This is a genomic window from Saccharothrix sp. BKS2, from assembly GCF_047689505.1.
GTDB lineage: Bacteria > Actinomycetota > Actinomycetes > Mycobacteriales > Pseudonocardiaceae > Actinosynnema > Actinosynnema lopnurensis.
The window spans coordinates 252,395-273,947 of sequence record NZ_JAUQOL010000009.1 but is presented as its reverse complement, the minus strand read 5'-3'; the positions used below and the strand labels follow the sequence as shown (position 1 = coordinate 273,947).

The window sequence follows — 21,553 nt, the reverse complement described above, 5'->3', positions numbered from 1 at the left end:
GATGATCCGCAGGCTGCTGGTCGCCAACCGGGGCGAGATCGCGCGCCGCGTCGTGCGGACGTGCCGCGAGCTGGGCGTCTCGCCGGTGGCGGTGTTCTCCGACCCCGACGCGGGCGCGCCGCACGTGCGCGAGGCCGACGCGGCGGTGCGCCTGCCCGGCGCCGCGCCCGCCGACACCTACCTGCGGGCGGACCTGCTGGTGGCCGCCGCGCTGGCGGCGGGCGCGGACGCCGTGCACCCGGGCTACGGGTTCCTGTCCGAGAACGCGGCGTTCGCCCGCGCGGTCCTGGCCGCCGGGCTGACCTGGGTCGGGCCCGACCCGGGGGTGATCGAGGCGATGGGCTCCAAGGTCACCGCGAAGCGGCGGGTGGCGGCGGCCGGCGTGCCCGTGCTGCCCGACCTGGACCCGGACGCCGTCACGGAGTTCCCCGTGCTGGTCAAGGCGGCCGCGGGCGGCGGCGGGCGCGGGATGCGCGTGGTGCGCTCGCGCGCGGAGCTGGCCGGGTGCCTGGAGTCGGCGCGGCGGGAGGCCGAGTCGGCGTTCGGCGACGGCACGGTGTTCTGCGAGCCGCTGCTGGAGCGCGCCCGGCACGTCGAGGTGCAGGTGCTCGCCGACGCCCACGGCACGGTGTGGGCGCTGGGCGAGCGGGAGTGCTCCGTGCAGCGCCGCCACCAGAAGATCATCGAGGAGACGCCGAGCCCGGCGGTGACCCCGGGGGCGCGGGCGCGGCTGGTCGACGCCGCGCTGACCGCCGCGCGGGCCATCGGCTACGTCGGCGCGGGCACGGTGGAGTTCCTCTACGCCGACGACGGCGCGTTCCACTTCCTGGAGGTCAACACCCGGCTCCAGGTGGAGCACCCGGTCACCGAGGAGGTGTTCGGGCTCGACCTGGTGGCCTGGCAGCTCGCCGTCGCCGAGGGCGAGCGCCTGCCCGCCGCGCCGCCCGCGCCGAACGGCCACGCCGTCGAGGCCCGCCTCTACGCGGAGGACCCGGCGCGCGACTGGCGGCCCGCGAGCGGCACGCTGCACCGGTTCGCCGTGCCCGGCGCGGGGCTGCCCGGCGGCGTGCGGGTGGACAGCGGTGTGGAGGACGGCAGCGAGGTCGGCGTGCACTACGACCCGATGCTGGCCAAGGTGATCGCGTGGGCCCCGACCCGGCGCGCGGCGGTGCGCAAGCTCGCCGCCGCGCTGGCGGGCGCGCGGCTGCACGGCCTGGTCACCAACCGCGACCTGCTGGTGCGCACGCTGCGCCACCCGGCGTTCGAGGCGGGCGACACCCACACCGGGTTCCTCGACGAGCACGGCCTCACCGCGGCCCCCGAGGTGGACGCGCGGCCCGCCGCGCTGGCCGCCGCGCTCGCGCTGGCCGAGCGCCGCCGCACCGCCCTGCCGCCGGGCTGGCGCAACCTGCCCTCGCAGCCGCAGCGCGTGGTGTTCGGGCACGGCGACCGGGAGGTGGCGGTCGAGTACCGGCACACCCGCGCGGGCGTGGTGACGGACGTCGACGCGACCGTGGTGGCCGCGTCGCCGGACGCCGTCACGCTGGAGCTCGGCGGGGTGCGCGAGACGTTCCCGGTCGAGGTGCACGGGGACCGGGTGGAGGTCGGGCCGGTGGCGCTGGTGCTGCGGCCCCGGTTCCCCGAGCGGCGGGCCGCGGGAGTCGAGGGCGCGACCGCGGCGCCCATGCCGGGCACCGTGGTGCGGGTGTCGGTCGAGGCCGGGCAGCGCGTGGAGGCGGGCGCGGAGCTGCTCGTGCTGGAGGCGATGAAGATGGAGCACCGCGTGCTCGCCGCGCACGGCGGCGTGGTCGAGCGGGTGCTCGTCGAGGCGGGTCGGCAGGTCGGTGCGGGCGAGCTGCTCGCGGTTGTGGAGGCGGGGGCGTCATGACGGTCAACTTCACCGAGAGCGAGGAGCGGCGGGCCCTGCGCGCGGCGGTCGCCGCCCTGGGCCGCCGGTACGGCCACGAGTACTTCACCGCCAAGGCCAGGGCGGGGGAGAAGACCGACGAGCTGTGGGCCGACGCGGGCCGGCTCGGCTACCTCGGGGTGGCCGTGCCCGAGGAGTACGGCGGCGGTGGCGGTGGCATCGGCGACCTCGCCGCGGTCTGCGAGGAGCTGGCCGCCGCCGGGTGCCCGCTGCTGCTGACCGTGGTCTCGCCCGCCATCTGCGCCACGGTCATCGCCCGCTTCGGCACCGGGGAGCAGAAGCGCCGGTGGCTGCCGGGCTTCGCGGCCGGCACCACGAAGATGGGGTTCGCCATCACCGAGCCGGACGCGGGCTCCAACGCCCACCGGCTCACCACCACCGTGCGCCGCGACGGCGACGAGTGGGTGCTCGACGGCGGCAAGTACTACATCTCCGGGGTCGACGAGGTCGAGGCGGTGCTGGTGGTGGCCCGGCACGTGGCCCCCGGCGCCCCGCGCGGCGCGGCGCCGGGCGACCGGCTGCGGCCGTCGCTGATGATCGTGCCGACCGACGCGCCCGGCTTCACCCACCGGCACATCCCGATGGAGGTCGTGTCCCCGGAGAAGCAGTTCACCTGCTTCTTCGACGACGTCCGGCTGCCCCTCGACGCGCTGGTGGGCGCCGAGGACGCGGGGCTGGCCCAGCTGTTCGCCGGGCTCAACCCGGAGCGGATCATGGCGGCGTCGTTCGCCACCGGCATGGCCCGCCGCGCACTGGACCTGGCGGGGGAGTACGCCCGCACCAGGACCGTCTGGGACACGCCGATCGGCGCGCACCAGGGCGTCGCGCACCCGCTGGCGCAGTGCGCGATCCAGGTCGAACTGGCGAGACTGATGACCCAGAAGGCCGCGGCTCTCTACGACGCTGGGGAGGACCGGGCCGCGGGTGAAGCGGCCAACATGGCCAAGTACGCGGCGGGGGAAGCGGTGGCGGGGGCGGTGGACCAGGCCATCCAGGTGCACGGCGGCAACGGGCTGTCGTCCGAGTACGGACTGGGCGCCATGCTGGCCGCGTCCCGGTTGTCCCGGATCGCCCCGGTCAGCCGGGAGATGATCCTGAACTTCGTGGCACAGCACACCCTGCGGCTGCCGCGCTCCTACTAGTCCCCGCCGGGGTCACCAGTCCCAGCGCAGACCGACCACGCCGGGGCCGGAGTCGAGCGCCACCGCGTAGGCGTAGCCCCAGGTGTCCACCGGGGTCTCGTGCACGTCGGTCGGTTCCCCGCCGGTCAGGCCGGTCGTGAACTGCTCGCAGCGGGAGGGCCGGCACCGCGAGTCGTACCTGACCTCCAGGACGTACTCGCGCACCGGGTGCCGGAAGCGGCGCGAGTAGGTGTTGTCGAACGTCGGGTGGTGCGGTGCGACGTGGATCAGCTCGTACTCGACGGCGGTCCGCTCGCCGCGGCGCAGCGGGCGGTCGAACAGCAGCTCGGCGACCATCAGCCCGTTGCGCGGGTCGGCGGACACCCGCCCGAGCCGGCACGAGCGCAGCGTGCCGATGACCGGCAGCGGGTCGCCGGGCAGCCGGGTGTCGTACCCCAGCAGCACGCGGTCCACGCCCGACCGCTCGGCGCGCAGCACCTGCCGCGAGCGCACCCGCCGGGTGCTGCCGTCCATGGCCAGCTCGACCTGGTCGCGCAGGCTGAGCCGGGTCAGGTCCTGGTCGGTGGTGGTGTCGACGTCGGCCAGCAGTTCCGCGATCGACGCGTAGTCGTTCTCGCCGACCCAGCCCTCCGGTCCCGGCACCCGCGTCCTCGGCCTGGCCTTGCCGCGTGGCCGCGGCGGACCCAGCAGCGCGCTCAGGCCCCCCTCGCCGACCTCCAGGATCTCCTCCAGGTGGCCCACGGCGGTCAGCGAGTCCGGTCGTTCGGGTCGCCGCCTGCCGGACTGCCAGTAGCTCAACGCGGCGATGCTCACGGCCACCCCGCGCCCCCGGAGCTTGTGCTGGACCCGCTCCAGGCTCAGGCCCTTCGCCCGGATCGCGGCCCGCAACGCGTCCGCGAAGGGGTCGGCCCCCGTGTCGACCCGTCGGGGATCGCGCAGTCGCGATTCCTGTCCGACGACTGGCGTTGGCATCTTCGCTCCGTTCTCCCTGTGGACAAGGCGAGCGACGTTATCGCGCGAAATCGCCGGCGCGGTACAGCCGATCGGGTTTGTCGGCGTGAATTTAACCGAATCGGCCGCCGAATCCCGTCGGCGGTGGAATGTTTGAATTCTCATTAACAGCAGGGGTGTGAAGGCCCTGCTCGGGCCGATCCGGGCACCGGGCCACCCCGGTCCGCCCGCCGTCGAGCATCCCGCACAGCCTTGGCTACGTGGGGTGATGTGGGGCACATCGACGTGGTCAAGATCACTTCAGGGAGAGATAACGAGCGCACGCGGGCGCACGTGCAGGCGCACGCGCGCCGACCTGCGGCAGGCCGCCCGGGTCGGCATAAGCGCTGGTCACACCGTCGTATCCGGACTGCGGAACGGTGTTCCACCGAGAAGTGTCGAACGAGTTCTCCGCAACGGCGCGGAGAAGCCGCGCACTTCTTTCGCAAAGGCTTCGTCGGTATTTCTCCACAGTGTTGAATGGATGTCCAATGACCGACGGGCGCGGTTCTCCCCGAACCCGCGCCCGCGACGCCTCCCCGCGGCCCGGCCGGGTTCGGCACACTGGGTTCCCGGCGCGCGACCCGCGCCGGTTCCCCCACCCCGCGGAGGAACGCCCATGCGCAAGCCCCCACCGGGCCTCGCCGGCGCGACCCTGGTCGTCACCCTGGCCGCCGCCCTGGCGGCCGCCCCCGCCCCCGCCGAGGCCGCGGTCCTGCACGCGGGCTCGCCCGACGCCGTCCCCGGCGGCTACGTGGTCAAGCCGGCCGACGTCGCGGCCGCCGACCGGGTGACCGCGCGGTTCGCCGACCGGATCACCCGCGCCTTCCCCGGCCCGTTCCGCGGTTTCGCCGCGACCCTGACCGGGCGGGAGGCCCGCCGGCTGGCCGCGGACCCGGGCGTGGAGTACGTCGAGCAGGACCGGGTCCTGCGCGCCGTCCCCGCCCGGACCCGGCCCGGCGCGCCCTGGGGCCTGGACCGGATCGACCAGCGGGCCCTGCCGCCGGACACCCGGTACGACTTCACCACCACCGGCCGGGGCGTCACCGCCTACGTGATCGACACCGGCGTCCGGACCACGCACGCCGAGTTCGGCGGCCGGGCGGTGCACGGCTACGACTCGGTCGACGGCGACTCCGTCGCCCAGGACGACAACGGCCACGGCACGCACGTCGCGGGCGTCATCGCGGGCAGCACCCACGGCGTGGCCAAGGACGTGCGGATCTGCGCCGTGCGCGTGCTCAACGGCTCGGGCAGCGGCACCACCTCCGGCGTCATCGCCGGGATCGCCTGGGTCACCGCCAACCACGTCAAGCCCGCCGTGGCCAACATCAGCCTGGGCGGCGGCGCGTCGGTCGCGCTGGACGACGCGGTCCGCCGGCTGATCGCCGCGGGCGTCACCACGGCGGTCAGCGCCGGCGGCGGCAACGCCGGTGTCGGCGGCACCTCGCCCGCCCGGGTCGTCGAGGCGGTCACCGTCGGCGCCTCGACCCAGACCGACGCGCGGGCGTCGTTCTCCAACTACGGCGCGGGCGTCGACGTCCACGCCCCGGGCACGGCGATCCAATCGGCCTGGCACACCGGCGACACCGCGACGACCACCCTGAGCGGCACGTCCATGGCCACCGGGTTCGTCAGCGGCGTGGCCGCGCGGTACCTGGAGACCGACCCCGCCGCCACGCCCGCGCGGGCGCACGCCGAGATCGTGCGCGAGGCCACCCCGCTGCCGTGGGGCGGTCGGCTCCTGCACTGGCCCCCCACCCGGTGAAACCCCCTGCCACCCCTCCGGTGAAACCCCCTGCCACCCCTGAGGAAGGACGTGCCGTGCGCAAGCTCCTGCCCGGCCTGGGCGTCGTAGCCCTGGCCCTCACCGCCTTCACCGTCCCCGCCCACGCCGAGGCCGCGGTCCTGCACGCGGGCTCGCCCGACGCCGTCCCCGGCAGCTACGTCGTCAAGGTCAGGGACGGCGCGCCCGACCCGGCCGACCGGCTCGCCGGGCAGGTCACCCGCACCTACACCGGCCCGTTCCGCGGTTTCGCCGCGACCCTGACCGAGCGGCAGGCGCGCCGGCTGGCCGCGGACCCCGCCGTCGAGTACGTCGAGCAGGACCAGGTCGTGCGGCCCTACGCCACCCAGGTCAACCCGCCGTGGAACCTGGACCGCATCGACCAGCGCGCCCTGCCGCTGGACCGCGCCTACAGCTACACCTCCACCGGCCGCGGCACCCGGGCCTACGTCATCGACACCGGCCTGAACACCACCCACCCCGAGCTGGTCGGCCGCGCCTGCGGCGGCTGGGACGTCATCGAGAACGACGGCGTCCCGCAGGACGGCAACGGCCACGGCACCGCCGTCGCGGCGGTGATCGCCAGCCGGACCTACGGCGTGGCCAAGGAGGGCCTGGTGTGCGGCGTCCGGGTGCTCGACGCCTCCGGCAGCGGCAGCACCGCCGGCGTTGTCGCGGGCATCGACTGGGTGGCCCGCAACCACGTCAAGCCGGCCTCGGCGAACCTCAGCCTGGGCGGCGCCGCCTCGACCGCGGTCGACGACGCCGTGCGCCGGCTCATCGCGGCGGGCGTCACCGCCTCGGTGACCGCGGGCGGCAGCAACACCGACGCGGCGAACTCCTCCCCGGCCCGGGTGCGCGAGGCCATCACCTCGGGCGCGTCCACCGCCACCGACACGCGCGCCTCGTTCTCCAACTACGGCAGCGTGGTCGACGTGTACGCGCCGGGCGTGAACATCACCGTGCCGTGGGGCTCCGGCGGGACCAACACGCTCAGCGGCACGTCGTTCGCCACCGCGCACGTCACCGGCGTGACCCTGCGGTACCTCCAGTTCAACCCGACGGCGACCCCGGCGCAGGTGCACGCCGCCGTGGTCACCGAGGCGACGCCGCTGTCCTGGGGCCGGCTGCTCCACTGGTCACCCACCAGGTGAGCCGAGGGGGTGAGCCGGTGGCGCGCCACCGGCTCACCCCCTCGGTGAAGCCGAACGCGGTGGCCGGGTGGGACGGCGGGGCCGGGGTTCTACCACGTCTCCCACGTTTCGGGAAACCGCAGGTCACTCGGATTGTTGACGCAGTCGAACCAACTGGGAAAAGTTCACACTTCCGGACAAACCACCTGGTTGCTTACGTTGGTGACCGTCAGCGAGGGCAAGGTGGCCCAACGTCACCCACCCGAGCCCTGCAAGCTCCTCGGGTTGAGGTCGGGCCACCGCATCGTAGAAGGAAGCCGCATGCGACAGTCACGACAGGTCCGGGTCCTGGCCGGTGTTGGGGCGACGGCGCTCGCCGTCACCGCGACGTCCCTGTTGGCCGCCCCGGCGCAGGCCGCCGAGGGCGAGATCCGCGCCGCAGACGCCGCGCACAAGGTGCAGAACCACTTCATCGTCAAGCTCAAGGACGGCTCCGCCGCGTCCGCGGACGGCCTGGCGAAGCAGTACGGCGGTCAGGTCGACACCGTCTTCAGCAAGGCGCTCAACGGCTTCACCGTGTCGCTGCCCGAGAAGGCCGCCAAGCGGCTCGCGGCCAACCCGGCCGTCGAGTACGTCGAGCAGGACCAGGTCTTCACCACCCAGGCCACGCAGACCAACGCCACCTGGGGCATCGACCGCATCGACCAGCGCAACCGGCCGCTGAGCACCACCTACAACTACACCTCCACCGGCTCGGGCGTGAACGTCTACGTCATCGACACCGGTGTGCGCATCTCGCACAACGACTTCGGCGGCCGCGCCCGCAACGGCTACGACGCGGTCGAGAACGACAGCGTCGCCCAGGACGGCAACGGCCACGGCACGCACGTCGCGGGCACCATCGCCGGCAGCACCTACGGCGTGGCCAAGGGCGCGACCGTCTACGGCGTCCGCGTGCTGAACAACGCCGGCTCCGGCACCACCGCCGACGTGGTCGAGGGCATCGACTGGGTGACCAACAACCACGTCAAGCCGGCCGTGGCGAACATGTCGCTGGGCGGCGGCGCCTCCACCACCATCGACGCGGCCGTGCGCCGCTCGATCGCGGCGGGCGTCACCTACTCCCTCGCGGCGGGCAACAGCAACGCCAACGCGTCGGGCTTCTCCCCGGCCCGCGTGACCGAGGCCATCACCGTCGGCGCGACGACCAACACCGACGCCCGCGCCAGCTACTCGAACTACGGCTCGGTCGTGGACATCTTCGCGCCCGGCTCGTCGATCACCTCGGCGTGGTACACCAGCAACACCGCCACCAACACCATCAGCGGCACCTCGATGGCGGCCCCGCACGTCGCCGGCGCGGCGGCCCGCTACCTCCAGGGCAACCGCGCGGCCACCCCGGCCCAGGTGGCGAGCTACCTGGTCGCCCAGGCGACCACCGGCGTGGTGGGCAGCCCCGGCTCGGGTTCCCCGAACCGCCTGCTCTACCTGGCGCCGACCGCCTGACCCGCTCCACCCGCCGGTTCGGGGCCGTCCCTCCAGGGGGCGGCCCCGTCCGCGTTCGCGGCCCCGGTCCGGTCCGGCCCCGGTCCTCCCGGAGCCGCCGCGGACCGCTGCCCCGGTCGTGGGCGAAACCTGGTGGCGCCGGCCACGGGGCCGTTGGCTAGCCTTGACGACCGACCGTCAGTTGAGCTACCCCGAGGAGAGCTGTACCCGTGATGCGCACGCACGAGGCCGGGAAGCTCCGCGCCGAGCACGCCGGGCAGTCCGTCACCCTGACCGGGTGGGTGGCCCGCAGGCGCGATCACGGCGGTGTCATCTTCATCGACCTGCGGGACGCCTCCGGCGTGGCCCAGGTGGTGTTCCGCGAGGGCGAGATGGCCGAGCGCGCCCACCGCCTCCGCTCGGAGTTCGTGGTCAAGGTCGTCGGCGAGGTGTCGCGCCGCCCCGAGGGCAGCGAGAACCCCGACCTGCCCACCGGTCAGGTCGAGGTCTACGCCTCCTCCCTGGAGGTGCTCAACGAGGCGGCCCCGCTGCCGTTCCAGCTCGACGACCACCTGGAGGTCGGCGAGGAGGCCCGCCTCCGGCACCGCTACCTGGACCTGCGCCGCAGCGGCCCGGCCAAGGCGGTCCGCCTGCGCAGCGAGGCCAACCGGATCGCCCGCGAGGTGCTGCACGCGGAGGACTTCGTCGAGGTCGAGACCCCGACGCTGACCCGCTCCACCCCCGAGGGCGCCCGCGACTTCCTGGTGCCCGCCCGCCTGCGCCCCGGCTCCTGGTACGCGCTGCCGCAGTCGCCGCAGCTGTTCAAGCAGCTGCTGATGGTCGGCGGCCTGGAGCGCTACTACCAGATCGCCCGCTGCTACCGGGACGAGGACTTCCGCGCCGACCGGCAGCCGGAGTTCACCCAGCTCGACATCGAGATGAGCTTCGTCGAGCAGGACGACGTGATCGCCCTGTCGGAGAAGATCATCCGCGCGCTGTGGAAGGACCTGGCCGGGTACGAGGTCAGCCTGCCGATCCGCCGGATCAGCTACGCCGAGGCCATGGCCAAGTACGGCTCGGACAAGCCCGACCTGCGCTTCGGCCTGGAGCTGACCGAGCTGACCGAGTACTTCAAGGACACCCCCTTCCGGGTGTTCCAGGCCCAGTACGTGGGCGCGGTCGTCATGCCCGGCGGAGCCTCCCAGCCGCGCCGCACCCTCGACGCCTGGCAGGAGTGGGCCAAGCAGCGCGGCCACCGGGGCCTGGCCTACGTGCTGGTCGGCGAGGACGGCACGCTCGGCGGCCCGGTCGCCAAGAACCTCTCCGACGCCGAGCGCGACGGCCTGGCCAAGGCCGTGGGCGCGAACCCCGGCGACTGCGTGTTCTTCGCCGCGGGCGACCCGGACGGCGCGCGCGCCCTGCTCGGCGCGGCCCGGGTGGAGATCGCCCACCGGGTCGGCCTCATCGAGGAAGGCGCCTGGTCGTTCGTCTGGGTCGTCGACTTCCCGATGTTCGAGGCCGCCGACAAGAGCGACGACGTCGCGGTCGGCAGCGGCAAGTGGACCGCCCTGCACCACGCGTTCACCTCCCCGACCCCGGAGTGGGCCGACCGGCTGGAGGAGGAGCCGGGCAGCGCCCTGGCCTACGCCTACGACATCGTCTGCAACGGCAACGAGATCGGCGGCGGCTCGATCCGGATCCACCGCGCCGACGTGCAGCAGAAGGTCTTCGGGATCATGGGCATCGGCCCCGAGGAGGCGCAGGAGAAGTTCGGCTTCCTGCTCGACGCCTTCAAGTACGGCGCCCCGCCGCACGGCGGCATCGCGTTCGGCTGGGACCGCATCGCCATGCTGATCGGCGGCTACGACTCGATCCGCGAGGTCATCGCGTTCCCCAAGAGCGGCGGCGGCTACGACCCGCTGACCGCGGCGCCCGCGCCGATCACCGCGCAGCAGCGCAAGGAGGCGGGCGTGGACGCCAAGCCCGCGGCGGACAAGCAGCAGTAAGACCGTGCTGCACCTGCGGGCCGTGAGCCCGGTCGACCGCACCGACCGGGTGCTCGACCTGCTCCGGGAGCACCCCGGCGTGACGCACCTGGTGCTGTTGCGCGGCGCCGCGGTCCGCCCCGCGGGCGACGTGGTCGAGGCCGACGTCGCGCGGGAGGCCACCGACGAGGTGGTGGCCTCCCTGTGCGCGCTCGGCCTGGACCGCGACGGCGGGGTCACGCTGGAGGTCATCGACACGGCGCTGTCCGACGCGGCCGACCGCGCCGAGGCGTCCGTGCCGGGCGACGGCGCGGACGCCGTGGTGTGGGAGGAGCTGATCGCCCGCACCGGCGAGGAGTCCCGGCTCAACGCCACCTTCCAGGCGTTCCTGACCATCGCGTGCCTGCTCACGGCGGTCGCGGTGGTCACCGACTCCCCGGTCACCCTGGTCGGCGCGATGGTGGTGGGCCCGGAGTTCGGGCCGCTGGCCGCCATCGCGGTCGGCCTGGTGCTGCGGCGCTGGGACCTGGTGCGCCGGGCCGGCGCCGCGCTCGCCCTCGGGTTCCCGCTGGCGATGCTGATCACCGCGGTCGGCGCGTGGCTCGGCTCCTACACCGACCTGTTCGACCGGGACCTGGCGCTGGCCGGGCACCAGGTGGACTTCGTGTTCGAGGTCGGCCCGTTCTCCTTGATCGTGGCCCTGCTGGCGGGCGCGGCCGGGATGCTGTCGATGACGTCGGCCAAGTCGGCGGCGCTCGTCGGGGTGTTCATTTCGGTCACCACCGTGCCCGCGGCGGGCTACGCCGCGGTCGCCGCCGTTCTCGGGGAGTGGGACATATGCCTCCGTTCGATCACGCAGCTGGCGGTGAACCTGGTGGGCGTCGTGGTGGCCGCGGCGCTGGTCCTGGCGGTGCGCAACCGGCGTCGCCGGCCCCGTGACGTGGGCAGACCGCTGTCGACCGGCTGATCGGCGCGCCAATCCGGCCAAAAGGTGGCACCGGGTGCCGGGTGAGCACTACCGTCACGGTGCCCGGACGGGTTCTGTCACGTCGGTCGCCACCGGGGGTAGGGTCGGAGGCAATGAGCTTGGACATCACCGCCGGCCCCCAGGACATCGACGACGCTGCCCCCTCCGAGCTGGACGACGCGGTGAAGGCGGCGGAGTCCGTGTTGAGCGGGAGGTTCGGAGCGCCGGTCCGGCTGGCCGACCCGGAGGACCTCGGGGGAGCGGGCCGGTCCGTGGTGGCGCGCGTCCGCGTGACGCGCACCCCGTTCTCGCTGCCCCGCACGCTGGTGCTCAAGCGCTACCCCTCGCCGGTGGCCGACCGCGACCCGTTCGCGCACGAGGTGGTGAGCCACAAGCTGCTCACCGCGCTGCCCGGCGAGGACCGGCTGACCCCGGAGCTGGTGGCGCAGGACAACGCCAAGCGGCTCGTCGTGCTGGAGGACCTGGGCAAGGCGCCCCGGCTGGCGGAGAAGCTGCTCGGCTCGGACGCGCGGACCGCCGAGCGGGGCCTGCTGGCCTGGGCGCACGCCATGGGCCGGCTGCACGCGGCGACCGCCGGGCGCGACGCCGACTTCGACGCGCTGATGCGCCGCCAGGGCAGCCAGTGCTGCGCCGACCCCATCGCGGTGGACGTGCACGCGGCGCTGGCCGGCCTGCCCGACCTGCTCGCCGGGTCGCTGGGGGTGTCCACGCCGGAGCCGGTGCGGGAGTTCTCCGACCAGGCCGTGCGCGGGTTCGCCACGTCCCGCAGGCGGGCGTTCAGCCCGTCCACCTCCTGCCCGGACAACCACCTGGTGACCAGCCGGGGCGTGCGCTTCCTGGACTTCGAGGGCGGCTGCGTGCGGGACGTCGTGTTCGACGCCGCGTGCCTGCGGGTGCCGTTCCCGTCGTGCTGGTGCGCCTACGGCCTGCCCGCGGGCATGTCGGAGGCGATGGTCGCGGCGTGGCGGGCCGAGGTGTCGTCGGTGTGGCCGGACCTGGACGACGACGCGGTCTTCCTGCCCCGGCTGCTGGAGGCGCAGCTGCTGTGGGTGTGGCTGGGCACGTGGCGCGCCCTGCCCGGCCTGGGCGCGGCGCTGCCCTCGGGCCACCGGCCCCTGGACTCGCCTCCGCGCGGTCAGGTGCTGGTGGCGCGGTGGGTGCGGCTGCGGGCCGACGCGCTCGCGCTGGGGGTCAAGCACGTGGCGGCGCACGCCGATGACGTGGTCTCGGCGCTGGTCTCGCGGTACGGGGCGGCGGTCGTGGAGCTGCCGCTGTACCCGGCGTTCCGCTAGCGTTCCGCCCGCCTGCCCGCCTGCCCGCCAGCCGCCAGCCCGCCCGGCCAACCAGCCCGGCCGCCGGCCGCCAACCAACCCGGCCGCCGGCCAGCCGGCTCCGCCCCGCGACGGCTAACCCAGCGGGTAGACCGTAGACCCGCCCACGTCGACCGCCTCGAAGTTGGCCGCCACCCACTCGGAGATCTCCCCGCCCCCACCCCGGCCACCCGGGCCAGGCCCATCGGCGACGAAGTAGCCGATCCGCCCCTCGGCGACGTAGCGCCGGAACTCCTCCAGCGTGGGCGCGGGGTCGCCGCCGCTCCAGCCGCCGATGCCGATGACCGACCTGCCGGAGGCCAGGGCCAGCCCCGCGGCGCTCTGCGCGCTGAGCGTGGCGGCGGCCCACGTGCGGTCGGTGCCCTTGAGCAGGTCGACCAGCTCGGCGGAGGCCCCGCCGGCGATCTCGTCACCCCCGCCGGGACCGCCGCCCGGCCCCGCGTACGCCGCGGGCCCGGACAGGGGGATGGACCCGCTGTGCGGGGTGGCGGCGGTGGCGAACCCGAACGCGGCCGAGGACAGCACCGCGGTGAGCGCGGCGAGGGCCGCGACCCGGCGCACGCCCATCACGACCGCCGTGGCCACCGGCACGGTCAGCGCGAGCACCACCCAGCGGAGGGCGGGCGCCCAGTCGGGGTGGCGGGCGAGCAGCGCGAAGCCCCAGAACCCGGCGGCGGCCACCACGAGCGCGAGCGCCACGCGCGCCGGCAGGTGCCGACGACCCCGCCACAGCTCGCGCCCGGCGATGGCGACGAGCGCGGCGACGCCCGGCGCCACGGCGACCGTGTAGTACGGGTGGGTGATGCCGCTCATGAAGCTGAACACGACCCCGTTGACCAGCACCCACAGGCCCCACAACACCAGCGCGGCGCGGGTGCGGTCGGTGCGCGGCGCGCGGCGGGTGAACCACAGCCCGGCCACCAGCCCGATCAGCGCGGCGGGCAGCAGCCACGAGATCTCCCCGCCCATGCTCGCCCCGAACAGCCGGTCGGCGCCGGTGCTGCCGCCGAAGCCGATGTTGCCGTTGCCCATGCCACCGCCCACGCCGCCCGCACCACCGCCGCCGAAGACGCGGCCCAGGCCGTTGTAGCCCAGCGCCAGCTCCCACAGCGAGTCGTTGGACGAGCCGCCGATGTAGGGGCGCGACCCCGCCGGCCACAGCTCGACCAGCAGGACGAACCAGCCCGCCGACCCGACCACCGCGAGTCCCGCGCCCAGCAGGTGCAGGAACCTCCGGCCCGGGGAGGTCGGCGCGGCCAGCAGGTAGGCCGCGGTGAACGCGGGCAGCACCAGCAGCGCCTGTCCCATCTTGGCCAGGAACGCGAACCCGACCGCCACGCCGGCCAGCGCCAGCCACCGACCGGAGGCCGCCTCCAGCGCCCGCACCGTGCAGTAGGCCCCGGCGACCAGGAGCAGCACCAGCAGCGCGTCGGGCAGGTTGAACCGGAACACCAGCACGGCCACCGGGGTCACCGCGAGCGCCGCGCCCGCCAGCAGCCCGGCGACCGGGCCGGAGGTCCGCTTCACGGTGGCGTGCAGCAGCCACACCGCCAGCACACCCTCGATCGCCTGCGGCGCGAGCGCGGTCCAGCTGGAGAAGCCGAAGGCCCGCGCGAACAGCCCGCTGACCCACAGCGCGGCCGGCGGTTTGTCGACGGTGATCACGCCGCCCGCGTCCGAGCCGCCGAACAGCCAGGCGGTCCAGCTCCGCGCGCCGGCCTGGGTGGCGGCGGAGTAGTAGCTGTTGCCCCAGCCGGAGGCGGTGAGGTCCCACAGGTACAGCACCGCGGTGCCGGCCAGCAGCACGACCAGCGCGGGGGTGGTCCAGCCCCGGTTCGGGGTCGGCGCGTCGTGCGCCGCCGGGGCGGGTGCGCTCAGGGTCGCGGTCATCGGGTGGTCTCCAGGGTTCGGGTGTCGGGAACGGCCTCGGTGGTCCCGGTGAGCGGGGTGGTCCCGGCGGGCGGGCGCGGGCGGAAGACCCAGTTGCGCAGCAGGAGGAACCGCAGCACGGTGGCCGGCAGGTTGGCGCCCACGACGGCGGCCAGCTCGGCGTGACCGCCGGGCGGGGCGACCCGGTGCGCCAGCGCGAGCGCGCCGCTGGTCAGCCCGAGGCCCAGGGCGAGGACGAGCAGCCCCTCGACCTGGTGCCGCCCCGCGTGCCCCCTCCCGCGTACGCCGAAGGTGAACCGGCGGTTCGCCGCGGTGTTGCCGATCGCGGTGACCAGCAGCGCCACCAGGTTCGCGCCCTGCGCGCCCACCCCGCCGCGCAGCAGCACGAACAGCAGCAGGTAGGCCAGGGTGCTGACCACGCCGATCGCGCTGAACCGCACCAACTGCCGCACCAGCCCCGCGGGCACGCCGGGCGCGTGCGGCTCCAGCGGTCGCCTGCCCAGCTGGGCGCTCAGCTCGCCGACGGGGATGCGCCCGGTCGCCAGGCCGCGCATCACCCGGGCCACGCCCCGCAGGTCGGCCACCGCGGTGGGGACGATGTCCACCCGGCTGTCGGGGTCGTCGACCCAGTCCACCGGGACCTCGTGGATGCGCGCGCCCGCGCGTTCGGCCAGCACCAGCAGCTCGGTGTCGAAGAACCAGCCGGTGTCCTCCACGTGCGGCAGCAGCCGGCGCGCCACGTCGGCGCGGATGGCCTTGAACCCGCACTGGGCGTCGGTGAACCGGGCGGCGAGCGTGCCGCGCAGGATCAGGTTGTAGCAGCGGGAGATGAACTCCCGCTTGGGCCCGCGCACGACCCGCGCGCCGCGGGCGAGCCGGCTGCCGATCGCCAGGTCGGAGTGACCGGAGACCAGCGCCGCCACCAGCGGCGCCAGCGCGGCCAGGTCGGTGGACAGGTCGACGTCCATGTAGGCCAGCACCGCGGCGTCCGAAGTGGACCAGACGGCCTTGAGCGCGCGGCCCCGGCCCTTGTGCGGCAGGTGCACGGCCGTCACGCCGGGCAGTTCGCGGGCCAGCGCGTCGGCGACCTCGGCGGTCCGGTCGGTGCTCGCGTTGTCCGCGATGGTGATCCGGAAGGTGTAGGGGAAGCCGCGGACGAGGTCGGCGTGCAGCCTGCGCACGCACGGCGCGAGGTCGCGTTCCTCGTCGTGCACGGGGACCACCACGTCGAGGACCGTGGTCGTCGGGAACGTCGCGGGTGTCATGGGCCCACCGTCGCGGGACGGGCTGGGCGCTTCGTGTGTCATGCCTGTGCCCCGGCTGTGAGGTCGTAGACGGCCACGCCGTCCACGGTGGTGGCGGTGAAGTTCTCCTCGACCCACTCGGCGATCCGCTCGGACGCGTCGCTGCCGCTCTCGGCGGGCATCCCCGCGCCGCCGAGGAAGTAGTGGACCCGACCCTCGGCCACGAGCCGCCGGAACTCCTCCGGCGTCGGCGCGGGATCGGTGCCGTTGAACCCGCCGACGGCCATCACCGGCCTCCCGCTGCCGAGCTGGAACCCGGCCGCGTTGTTGGACCCCACCGCCGCCGCGGCCCACGTGGAGCCGTCGCTGTCGCGCAGCAGCGCCACCAGTTCCTCGCCGGGCTCACTGGCGTTCAACAGGCCACCGGGCCCGTTCTTGCCGCCGACGCGCGAGAGGAACGCCCCGCCGCCGGTCCGGTCCGGGCCCGCGCTGGGGATCGCGCCGGAGTGCGGGGTGGCGGCCGTGGCCACCGAGTAGGCGCCGGGCCCGAGCAGCGCGGCGACCAGCGCGACCGGCACGACCACCGCGGCGGGCGCGACCGCGGCCAGGAACAGGCCCACCGCGGCCGGCAGGCCGAGCACCAGCACCACCGAGGCGAGCAGCGCGGACCAGTCCAGCAGCAGGAGGTAGCACTGGAGCGCCGACACGGCCGCCGCGCCCGACAGCGCCGCCGCGGCGACCGGTTCCCGCCGCTCGCGCCACAGGGCGACCGCGCCGATCCCGACCAGCCCGCCGACGGCCGGCGCCAGGGCCACCGTGTAGTAGGCGTGGATGATCCCGTTCATCGAGCTGAACACCGCGGCGGTGACCACGAGCCAGCCACCCCACAGCACCAGCCCGACCCGCTTGGCCCGGCCCCGTTCGGCCTGCTCTCGCCCGGTCGGCCCCCGCCCGGCGTGGCCCTGTCCGGCGTGGCCCTGCCCGACCCCGCCCCGCCCGGCCGCCCACCAGCCCGCGACGAGCAGCACCACCGCGGTCGGCAGCAGCCAGGCGATCTGGTCGCCCATCTCCGCGCCCAGCAGCCTGCTCCACCCGGTGGCGCCCCAACCGCCACCACCGCCGACGCTGCCGACCTCCTCCCCGGTCAGCCGGCCCAGACCGTTGTAGCCCAGCGCGAGTTCGAGCACGCTGTTCTCCTGCGAGCCGCCGATGTGCGGCCGTGAGTCGGCGGGCACCAGCTCGACGGCCAGCACCCACCAGCCGCCCGCGACCACCACCGCACCCAGCGCGGCAACCAGGTGCCCGACCTTCCGACCGAGTCCGGCGGGCGCGAACGCCAGGTACACCAGGCCGAAGGCGGGCAGCACCAGGAACGCCTGGAGCATCTTGGCCAGGAACGCGAAGCCCACCGCCGCGCCCGCCAGGACCAGCCACCGGGGCGAGGCGGTCTCGGTGGCCCGCACCACGCAGTACGCCCCGGCCACGAGCAGCAGCACCAGCAGCGCGTCGGGGTTGTTGAACCGGAACATCAGCACCGCGACCGGCGTCAGCGCCAGCACCGCGCCCGCGATCAGCCCGGCCGCCTCACCGGCCGTGCGGCGCACCGCGGCGTGGAGGAGCGCCACGCTCGCCACGCCCATCAGCGCCTGGGGGACCAGGATGCTCCACGCGTCGACCCCGAACAGCCGGGCCGACAGGCCCATGACCCACGTCGCCGCCGGCGTCTTGTCGACGGTGATGGCGCCCGCGGCGTCGGTGGCGCCGAAGAACCACGCGTGCCAGCTCCCCGCCCCGGCCTGGGCGGCGGCGGAGTAGTAGGCGTTGGCCCACCCGGAATCGCCCAGGCGCCACAGGTACAGCACCGCCGTCCCGGCCGACAACAGCAACAGGGGTAGTCGCGCTCGCATGGGCCGAGCGTGTCCGGCCGGCCTGGGTGGTCCTTGTGGCCGCGCTGTGAACCGGCTGTGCGCGTCGCGTCGCCCGCGTCGGTAACGCCTTCGCCTTCGGCAGTGCCAGTGCCAGTGCCAGCGCCAGCCTCAGCGTCAGCGCGGCAACCGGACCGTGAACGTGGTCCGGCCCGGCCGGCTCGTCACCCGCACGTCGCCCCCGTGCGCCGCCACCACGGCGGCCACGATCGACAGCCCCAGCCCGGTGCTGCCCGCCGCCCGCGAGCGGGACGTGTCGCCGCGCGCGAACCGCTCGAACACCTCGCCCTGCGCCTCCTCCGGGATGCCGGGCCCGTCGTCGGTGACCGCCACCTCCACCGCGCCGCCGCCGGTGGACAGCGACGTCACCACCGTGGTCCCGGGCGGGGTGTGCACGCGGGCGTTGGACAGCAGGTTCGCCAGCACCTGGTGCAGCTTGTGCTCGTCCCCGGTGACCAGCACCGCCTCCGGCGGCAGCCGCAGCCGCCACTCGTGGTCGGGGCCCGCGATCCGCGCGTCGGCGGCGGTGTCCACCACCAGCCGCGACAGGTCGACCGGCTCGCGGCCCAGCGGCCGGCCCGCGTCCAGCCGGGCGAGCAGCAGCAGGTCCTCCACCAGCGAGGTCATCCGCACCGCCTCGGACTCCACCCGCCGCATGGCGTGCCCGACCTGCGGCGGCACCTCGTCGGTGCTGCGGCGGGTCAGCTCGGCGTACCCGCGGATCGCGGCCAGGGGCGTGCGCAGCTCGTGGCTCGCGTCGGCGACGAACTGCCGGACCCGCGTCTCGCTGGCGTGCCTGGCCTCCAGCGCGCCGCCGACGTGGCCGAGCATCCTGTTCAGCGCCAGGGCGACCTTGCCGACCTCGGTGTCGGGGTTGGTGTCCTGCTCTGGCACCCGCTCGGCCAGCGCCACCTCGCCCTGGTGCAGCGGCAGCTCCGCCACGCGGGCGGCGGTGTCGGCGACCCGGTCCAGCGGCCGCAGCGCGCGGCGCACCACGAACGTCCCGGCCAGGCTCACCGCCAGCAGCCCGGCCAGCGACACCCCGCCCAGGATCAGGCCCAGCCGCCACACCGTGCTGTTCACGTCGTCCAGCGACAGGCCGGTGAACACCACCTCGCCCGTCCGCGTGGGGGTGGCGACCACCCGGAACTCGCCGAGGTCCCCGCCCAGGTCCACGGTGCGCGGCGCGCCGCCCGTGCGCGAGGCCACCAGCGCGCTCACCTCGGCGGGCAGGTCCTCGGCCTCGGCGCTGTCGTCGAGCCGCACGCCCGCGGGCGCGCGGCCCGGGTCGAGCACGACCAGCAGCGTGCCGGTGCCGACCCCCGGGCCGGTCAGCGGGTCGTCGGGGCGCTTGCCCGGCGGTGGCGGCAGCGCGCGGGTGACGCGGTCGGCGGTGCGGCCGAGCTCCTCGTCCAGCTTGTCGGTCAGGAAGTCGCGCAGCGCGAACCCGCTCACCACGCCGATGACCGCGCACACCACGGCGAGCAGGGCCAGCTGCCCCACGACCAGCCGCGTGCGCAGCGACCACGCCCTAGGGCGCAGGTTTGAGGACATAGCCCGCGCCCCGCATGGTGTGGATCATCGGCGGTCGGCCCGCGTCGATCTTCTTGCGCAGGTAGGAGATGTAGAGCTCGACGATGTTGGCCTGGCCGCCGAAGTCGTAGCTCCACACCCGGTCCAGGATCTGCGCCTTGGACAGCACCCGCCGGGGGTTGCGCATCAGGTACCGCAGCAGCTCGAACTCGGTCGCGGTCAGGTCGACCGACCTGCCGCCGCGGCGCACCTCGCGCGTCTCCTCGTCCAGCACCAGGTCGCCCACCACCAGCTCGGTGCCCGCGGTCGCCTCGGTGACGCCGGTGCGGCGCAGCAGGCCGCGCAGCCTGAGCACGACCTCCTCCAGGCTGAACGGCTTGGTGACGTAGTCGTCGCCGCCCGCGGTGAGCCCGGCGATGCGGTCCTCCACGGCGTCCTTGGCGGTCAGGAACAGCACCGGCAGGCCGGGCGCGTCGGCGCGCAGCCGGCGCAGCACCTCCAGGCCGTCGAAGTCGGGGAGCATGACGTCCAGCACGACCACGTCCGGGTGGAACTCGCGCGCCACGCGCACGGCGGACGTGCCGTCCAGCGCGGTGCGCACCTCCCACCGCTCCATCCGCAGCGCCATGGACATCAGCTCGGCGAGGGTGGACTCGTCGTCCACCACCAGGACGCGCACGGGTCTGCCGTCCGGGCGGCGGAGTTCAGGGGACGGCCCTGCTGCGGACACTGAGCGCATGCTCCCATCGTGTGCGCGGCCCTTGAGCCCCTGCTGTGCCGGTCCTGTGTACCACCTGTGAACCGCCGCCGGGGCTGCCGAGACACGGCGGGCGACGCGCAGCGACCCACGCACAGCGGCCGCCCAAGGACCGCACAGCCCACGCACAGGCGGGCCCGCGACCGTGGTCGCCATGAGCACCGAACCCGAGAACCCGACCTGGGGTGACCCGCCGCCACCGCAGGCCGCCCCCGGTCCCGGCTGGAACGGCCGCAGGACCCTCGTCGCGATCGCCGTCGCCGTGGGCATCGCCGCGGCCGGCGGTGGCGTCATCTACGCCGCCGGCAACTCCGAGGCCGCCCGGCAGGGCCTGGGCGGACCGCGCGGCTACGGCGTGAAGGGCGGTCCCGGCGGCCTGGTGGTGATGGGCGGCCCGTTCGGGGACGCGCAGCACGGCGAGTTCCAGAACGGCGAGGTCACCGAGGTCTCCGACGCCTCCATCACGGTCAAGAGCCCCGACGGCTACACCACCACCTACCGGGTGGGCGAGGACACCCGGGTCAACGGCGGCCAGGGCGACCTGGCCGACATCGACACCGGCGACACCGTCACCGTCGTGGCCTCCGGCGCCACCGCCGACGCCGTGCTGGAGGGCAAGGCCGTGCGGGGCGACGGCGGCGGCAGGCAGCAGTCCGGCGACCGGCCGCCGGCGGACGGGCGGGGAACGCCCCCGACCCGGTAGAACTACCGGTATGAAGCGACTGGCGCTCTCGGCGCTGCTGGCCGTGCTGGCCCTGGTCGGGGCCGCGTCCCCGGCGTTCGCCCACACCGAGCTGATCTCCAGCGACCCGGCCGACGGGGCGACCCTGGCCCAGCGGCCCCAGCAGCTGACGCTGACGTTCAGCGAGCCGGTGCCCGCGGAGAGCGCCGGCATCACCGTGACCGGCCCGGACGGCGCGGCGTGGCCGCTGGGCGAGATCAGCGCCCAGGGCTCCAGCCTGGTCGTGCCCCTGAAGGCGAGCGGCTCGCCCGCCGGGCAGCACGCGCTGGCCTGGCGGGTCGAGTCCCTCGACGGCGACTTCGTGGACGGCGTGATCACCTTCACCCTGCCCGCGCCGGCCACCGGGCAGGCCCCGACCACCAAGGCCGGGACCCCGCCCACCGAGGCCCCTCCGGTCACCACGACGGAGGCCGCCACCAGCAGCGCGGCGGCGACCACCACCACCGCGACCACGGCGGCCACCACCTCCTCCGCCGTCGCCACCGCCACCGCCGCGGAGGAGGACGACGGCGGGGTGCCGGTGTGGGTGTGGGTGCTGGCCGCGGTCGCGCTGGCGGCCGTCGGCGTGGCGGTCGCGCTGGGCCGCCGCCGCTCCGCCGCGACCGACGACGGGGCGCCCACCGGGGCGACCGACGGGGCCGCGACCACCGCCGACCGCGCCGACGACGCCGGTTGAGGGTTTTCCGGTCGAGCGG

Annotated in this window: 16 protein-coding genes; 10 read left to right on the top strand and 6 right to left on the bottom strand. The window is 75.0% G+C overall.

The features are described 5' to 3' along the window. Position 1: 1 nt before the first annotated feature. Positions 2-1,888, top strand: coding sequence for an acetyl/propionyl/methylcrotonyl-CoA carboxylase subunit alpha (locus Q5530_RS21115; protein WP_415364455.1), 1,887 nt, complete (start codon positions 2-4; stop codon positions 1,886-1,888). Continuing rightward, a complete protein-coding gene (locus Q5530_RS21110; RefSeq protein ID WP_415364454.1) occupies positions 1,885-3,069 on the top strand; it encodes an acyl-CoA dehydrogenase family protein in 1,185 nt (394 codons plus the stop codon). Before Q5530_RS21115 ends, Q5530_RS21110 begins: the two co-directional genes overlap by 4 nt. A gap of 12 nt (positions 3,070-3,081) precedes the next feature. On the opposite strand, the gene Q5530_RS21105 is transcribed toward Q5530_RS21110, so the two are convergent. Then, positions 3,082-4,041: a hypothetical protein gene (locus tag Q5530_RS21105; protein ID WP_415364453.1), complete on the bottom strand. Its 960-nt coding sequence runs from the start codon at positions 4,039-4,041 to the stop codon at positions 3,082-3,084. Between the two features lie 637 nt (positions 4,042-4,678). Here Q5530_RS21105 and Q5530_RS21100 point away from each other — a divergent pair. The 6 genes from Q5530_RS21100 to Q5530_RS21075 all read left to right on the top strand — a co-directional run bounded on the left by Q5530_RS21100 (position 4,679) and on the right by Q5530_RS21075 (position 12,728). After that, the gene (locus tag Q5530_RS21100; protein WP_415364451.1) at positions 4,679-5,827 is read left to right on the top strand and encodes a S8 family peptidase; all 1,149 of its coding nucleotides are present in this window, start codon (positions 4,679-4,681) and stop codon (positions 5,825-5,827) included. A gap of 56 nt (positions 5,828-5,883) precedes the next feature. Beyond that, on the top strand, positions 5,884-6,999 hold the full coding sequence (locus Q5530_RS21095) for a S8 family peptidase (protein ID WP_415364450.1): 1,116 nt from the start codon (positions 5,884-5,886) through the stop codon (positions 6,997-6,999). Positions 7,000-7,299: 300 nt separating this feature from the next. Next, complete coding sequence (locus Q5530_RS21090; RefSeq protein WP_380637105.1) at positions 7,300-8,484, top strand: S8 family peptidase; 1,185 nt, start codon at positions 7,300-7,302, stop codon at positions 8,482-8,484. Between the two features lie 209 nt (positions 8,485-8,693). Continuing rightward, positions 8,694-10,469, top strand: a complete 1,776-nt coding sequence (aspS, locus tag Q5530_RS21085) for an aspartate--tRNA ligase (RefSeq protein WP_415364448.1) — start codon at positions 8,694-8,696, stop codon at positions 10,467-10,469. 4 nt (positions 10,470-10,473) lie between these two features. After that, complete coding sequence (locus Q5530_RS21080) at positions 10,474-11,415, top strand: DUF389 domain-containing protein (protein WP_415364446.1); 942 nt, start codon at positions 10,474-10,476, stop codon at positions 11,413-11,415. A 113-nt stretch (positions 11,416-11,528) separates the two neighbouring features. Continuing rightward, a complete protein-coding gene (locus tag Q5530_RS21075; RefSeq protein ID WP_380637108.1) occupies positions 11,529-12,728 on the top strand; it encodes a hypothetical protein in 1,200 nt (399 codons plus the stop codon). A 114-nt stretch (positions 12,729-12,842) separates the two neighbouring features. Here the strand turns inward: Q5530_RS21075 and Q5530_RS21070 are convergent, their stop codons facing one another. From Q5530_RS21070 to Q5530_RS21050, 5 genes are all read right to left on the bottom strand, one after another. Next, positions 12,843-14,657, bottom strand: coding sequence for a glycosyltransferase family 39 protein (locus tag Q5530_RS21070; protein ID WP_415364445.1), 1,815 nt, complete (start codon positions 14,655-14,657; stop codon positions 12,843-12,845). After that, positions 14,654-15,922, bottom strand: a complete 1,269-nt coding sequence (locus Q5530_RS21065) for a glycosyltransferase (RefSeq protein WP_415364443.1) — start codon at positions 15,920-15,922, stop codon at positions 14,654-14,656. Before Q5530_RS21065 ends, Q5530_RS21070 begins: the two co-directional genes overlap by 4 nt. Before the next feature lie 38 nt (positions 15,923-15,960). Beyond that, positions 15,961-17,808: an ArnT family glycosyltransferase gene (locus tag Q5530_RS21060; protein WP_415364442.1), complete on the bottom strand. Its 1,848-nt coding sequence runs from the start codon at positions 17,806-17,808 to the stop codon at positions 15,961-15,963. A gap of 135 nt (positions 17,809-17,943) precedes the next feature. Then, positions 17,944-19,380, bottom strand: a complete 1,437-nt coding sequence (locus tag Q5530_RS21055; RefSeq protein WP_415364441.1) for a sensor histidine kinase — start codon at positions 19,378-19,380, stop codon at positions 17,944-17,946. Beyond that, positions 19,358-20,098, bottom strand: coding sequence for a response regulator transcription factor (locus Q5530_RS21050; protein ID WP_415364440.1), 741 nt, complete (start codon positions 20,096-20,098; stop codon positions 19,358-19,360). Before Q5530_RS21050 ends, Q5530_RS21055 begins: the two co-directional genes overlap by 23 nt. 172 nt (positions 20,099-20,270) lie before the next feature. Here Q5530_RS21050 and Q5530_RS21045 point away from each other — a divergent pair, with 172 nt between their 5' ends. Beyond that, positions 20,271-20,819, top strand: a complete 549-nt coding sequence (locus Q5530_RS21045; protein ID WP_415364438.1) for a hypothetical protein — start codon at positions 20,271-20,273, stop codon at positions 20,817-20,819. A 10-nt stretch (positions 20,820-20,829) separates the two neighbouring features. After that, positions 20,830-21,534, top strand: a complete 705-nt coding sequence (locus tag Q5530_RS21040) for a copper resistance CopC family protein (RefSeq protein ID WP_415364437.1) — start codon at positions 20,830-20,832, stop codon at positions 21,532-21,534. Positions 21,535-21,553: the final 19 nt, after the last annotated feature.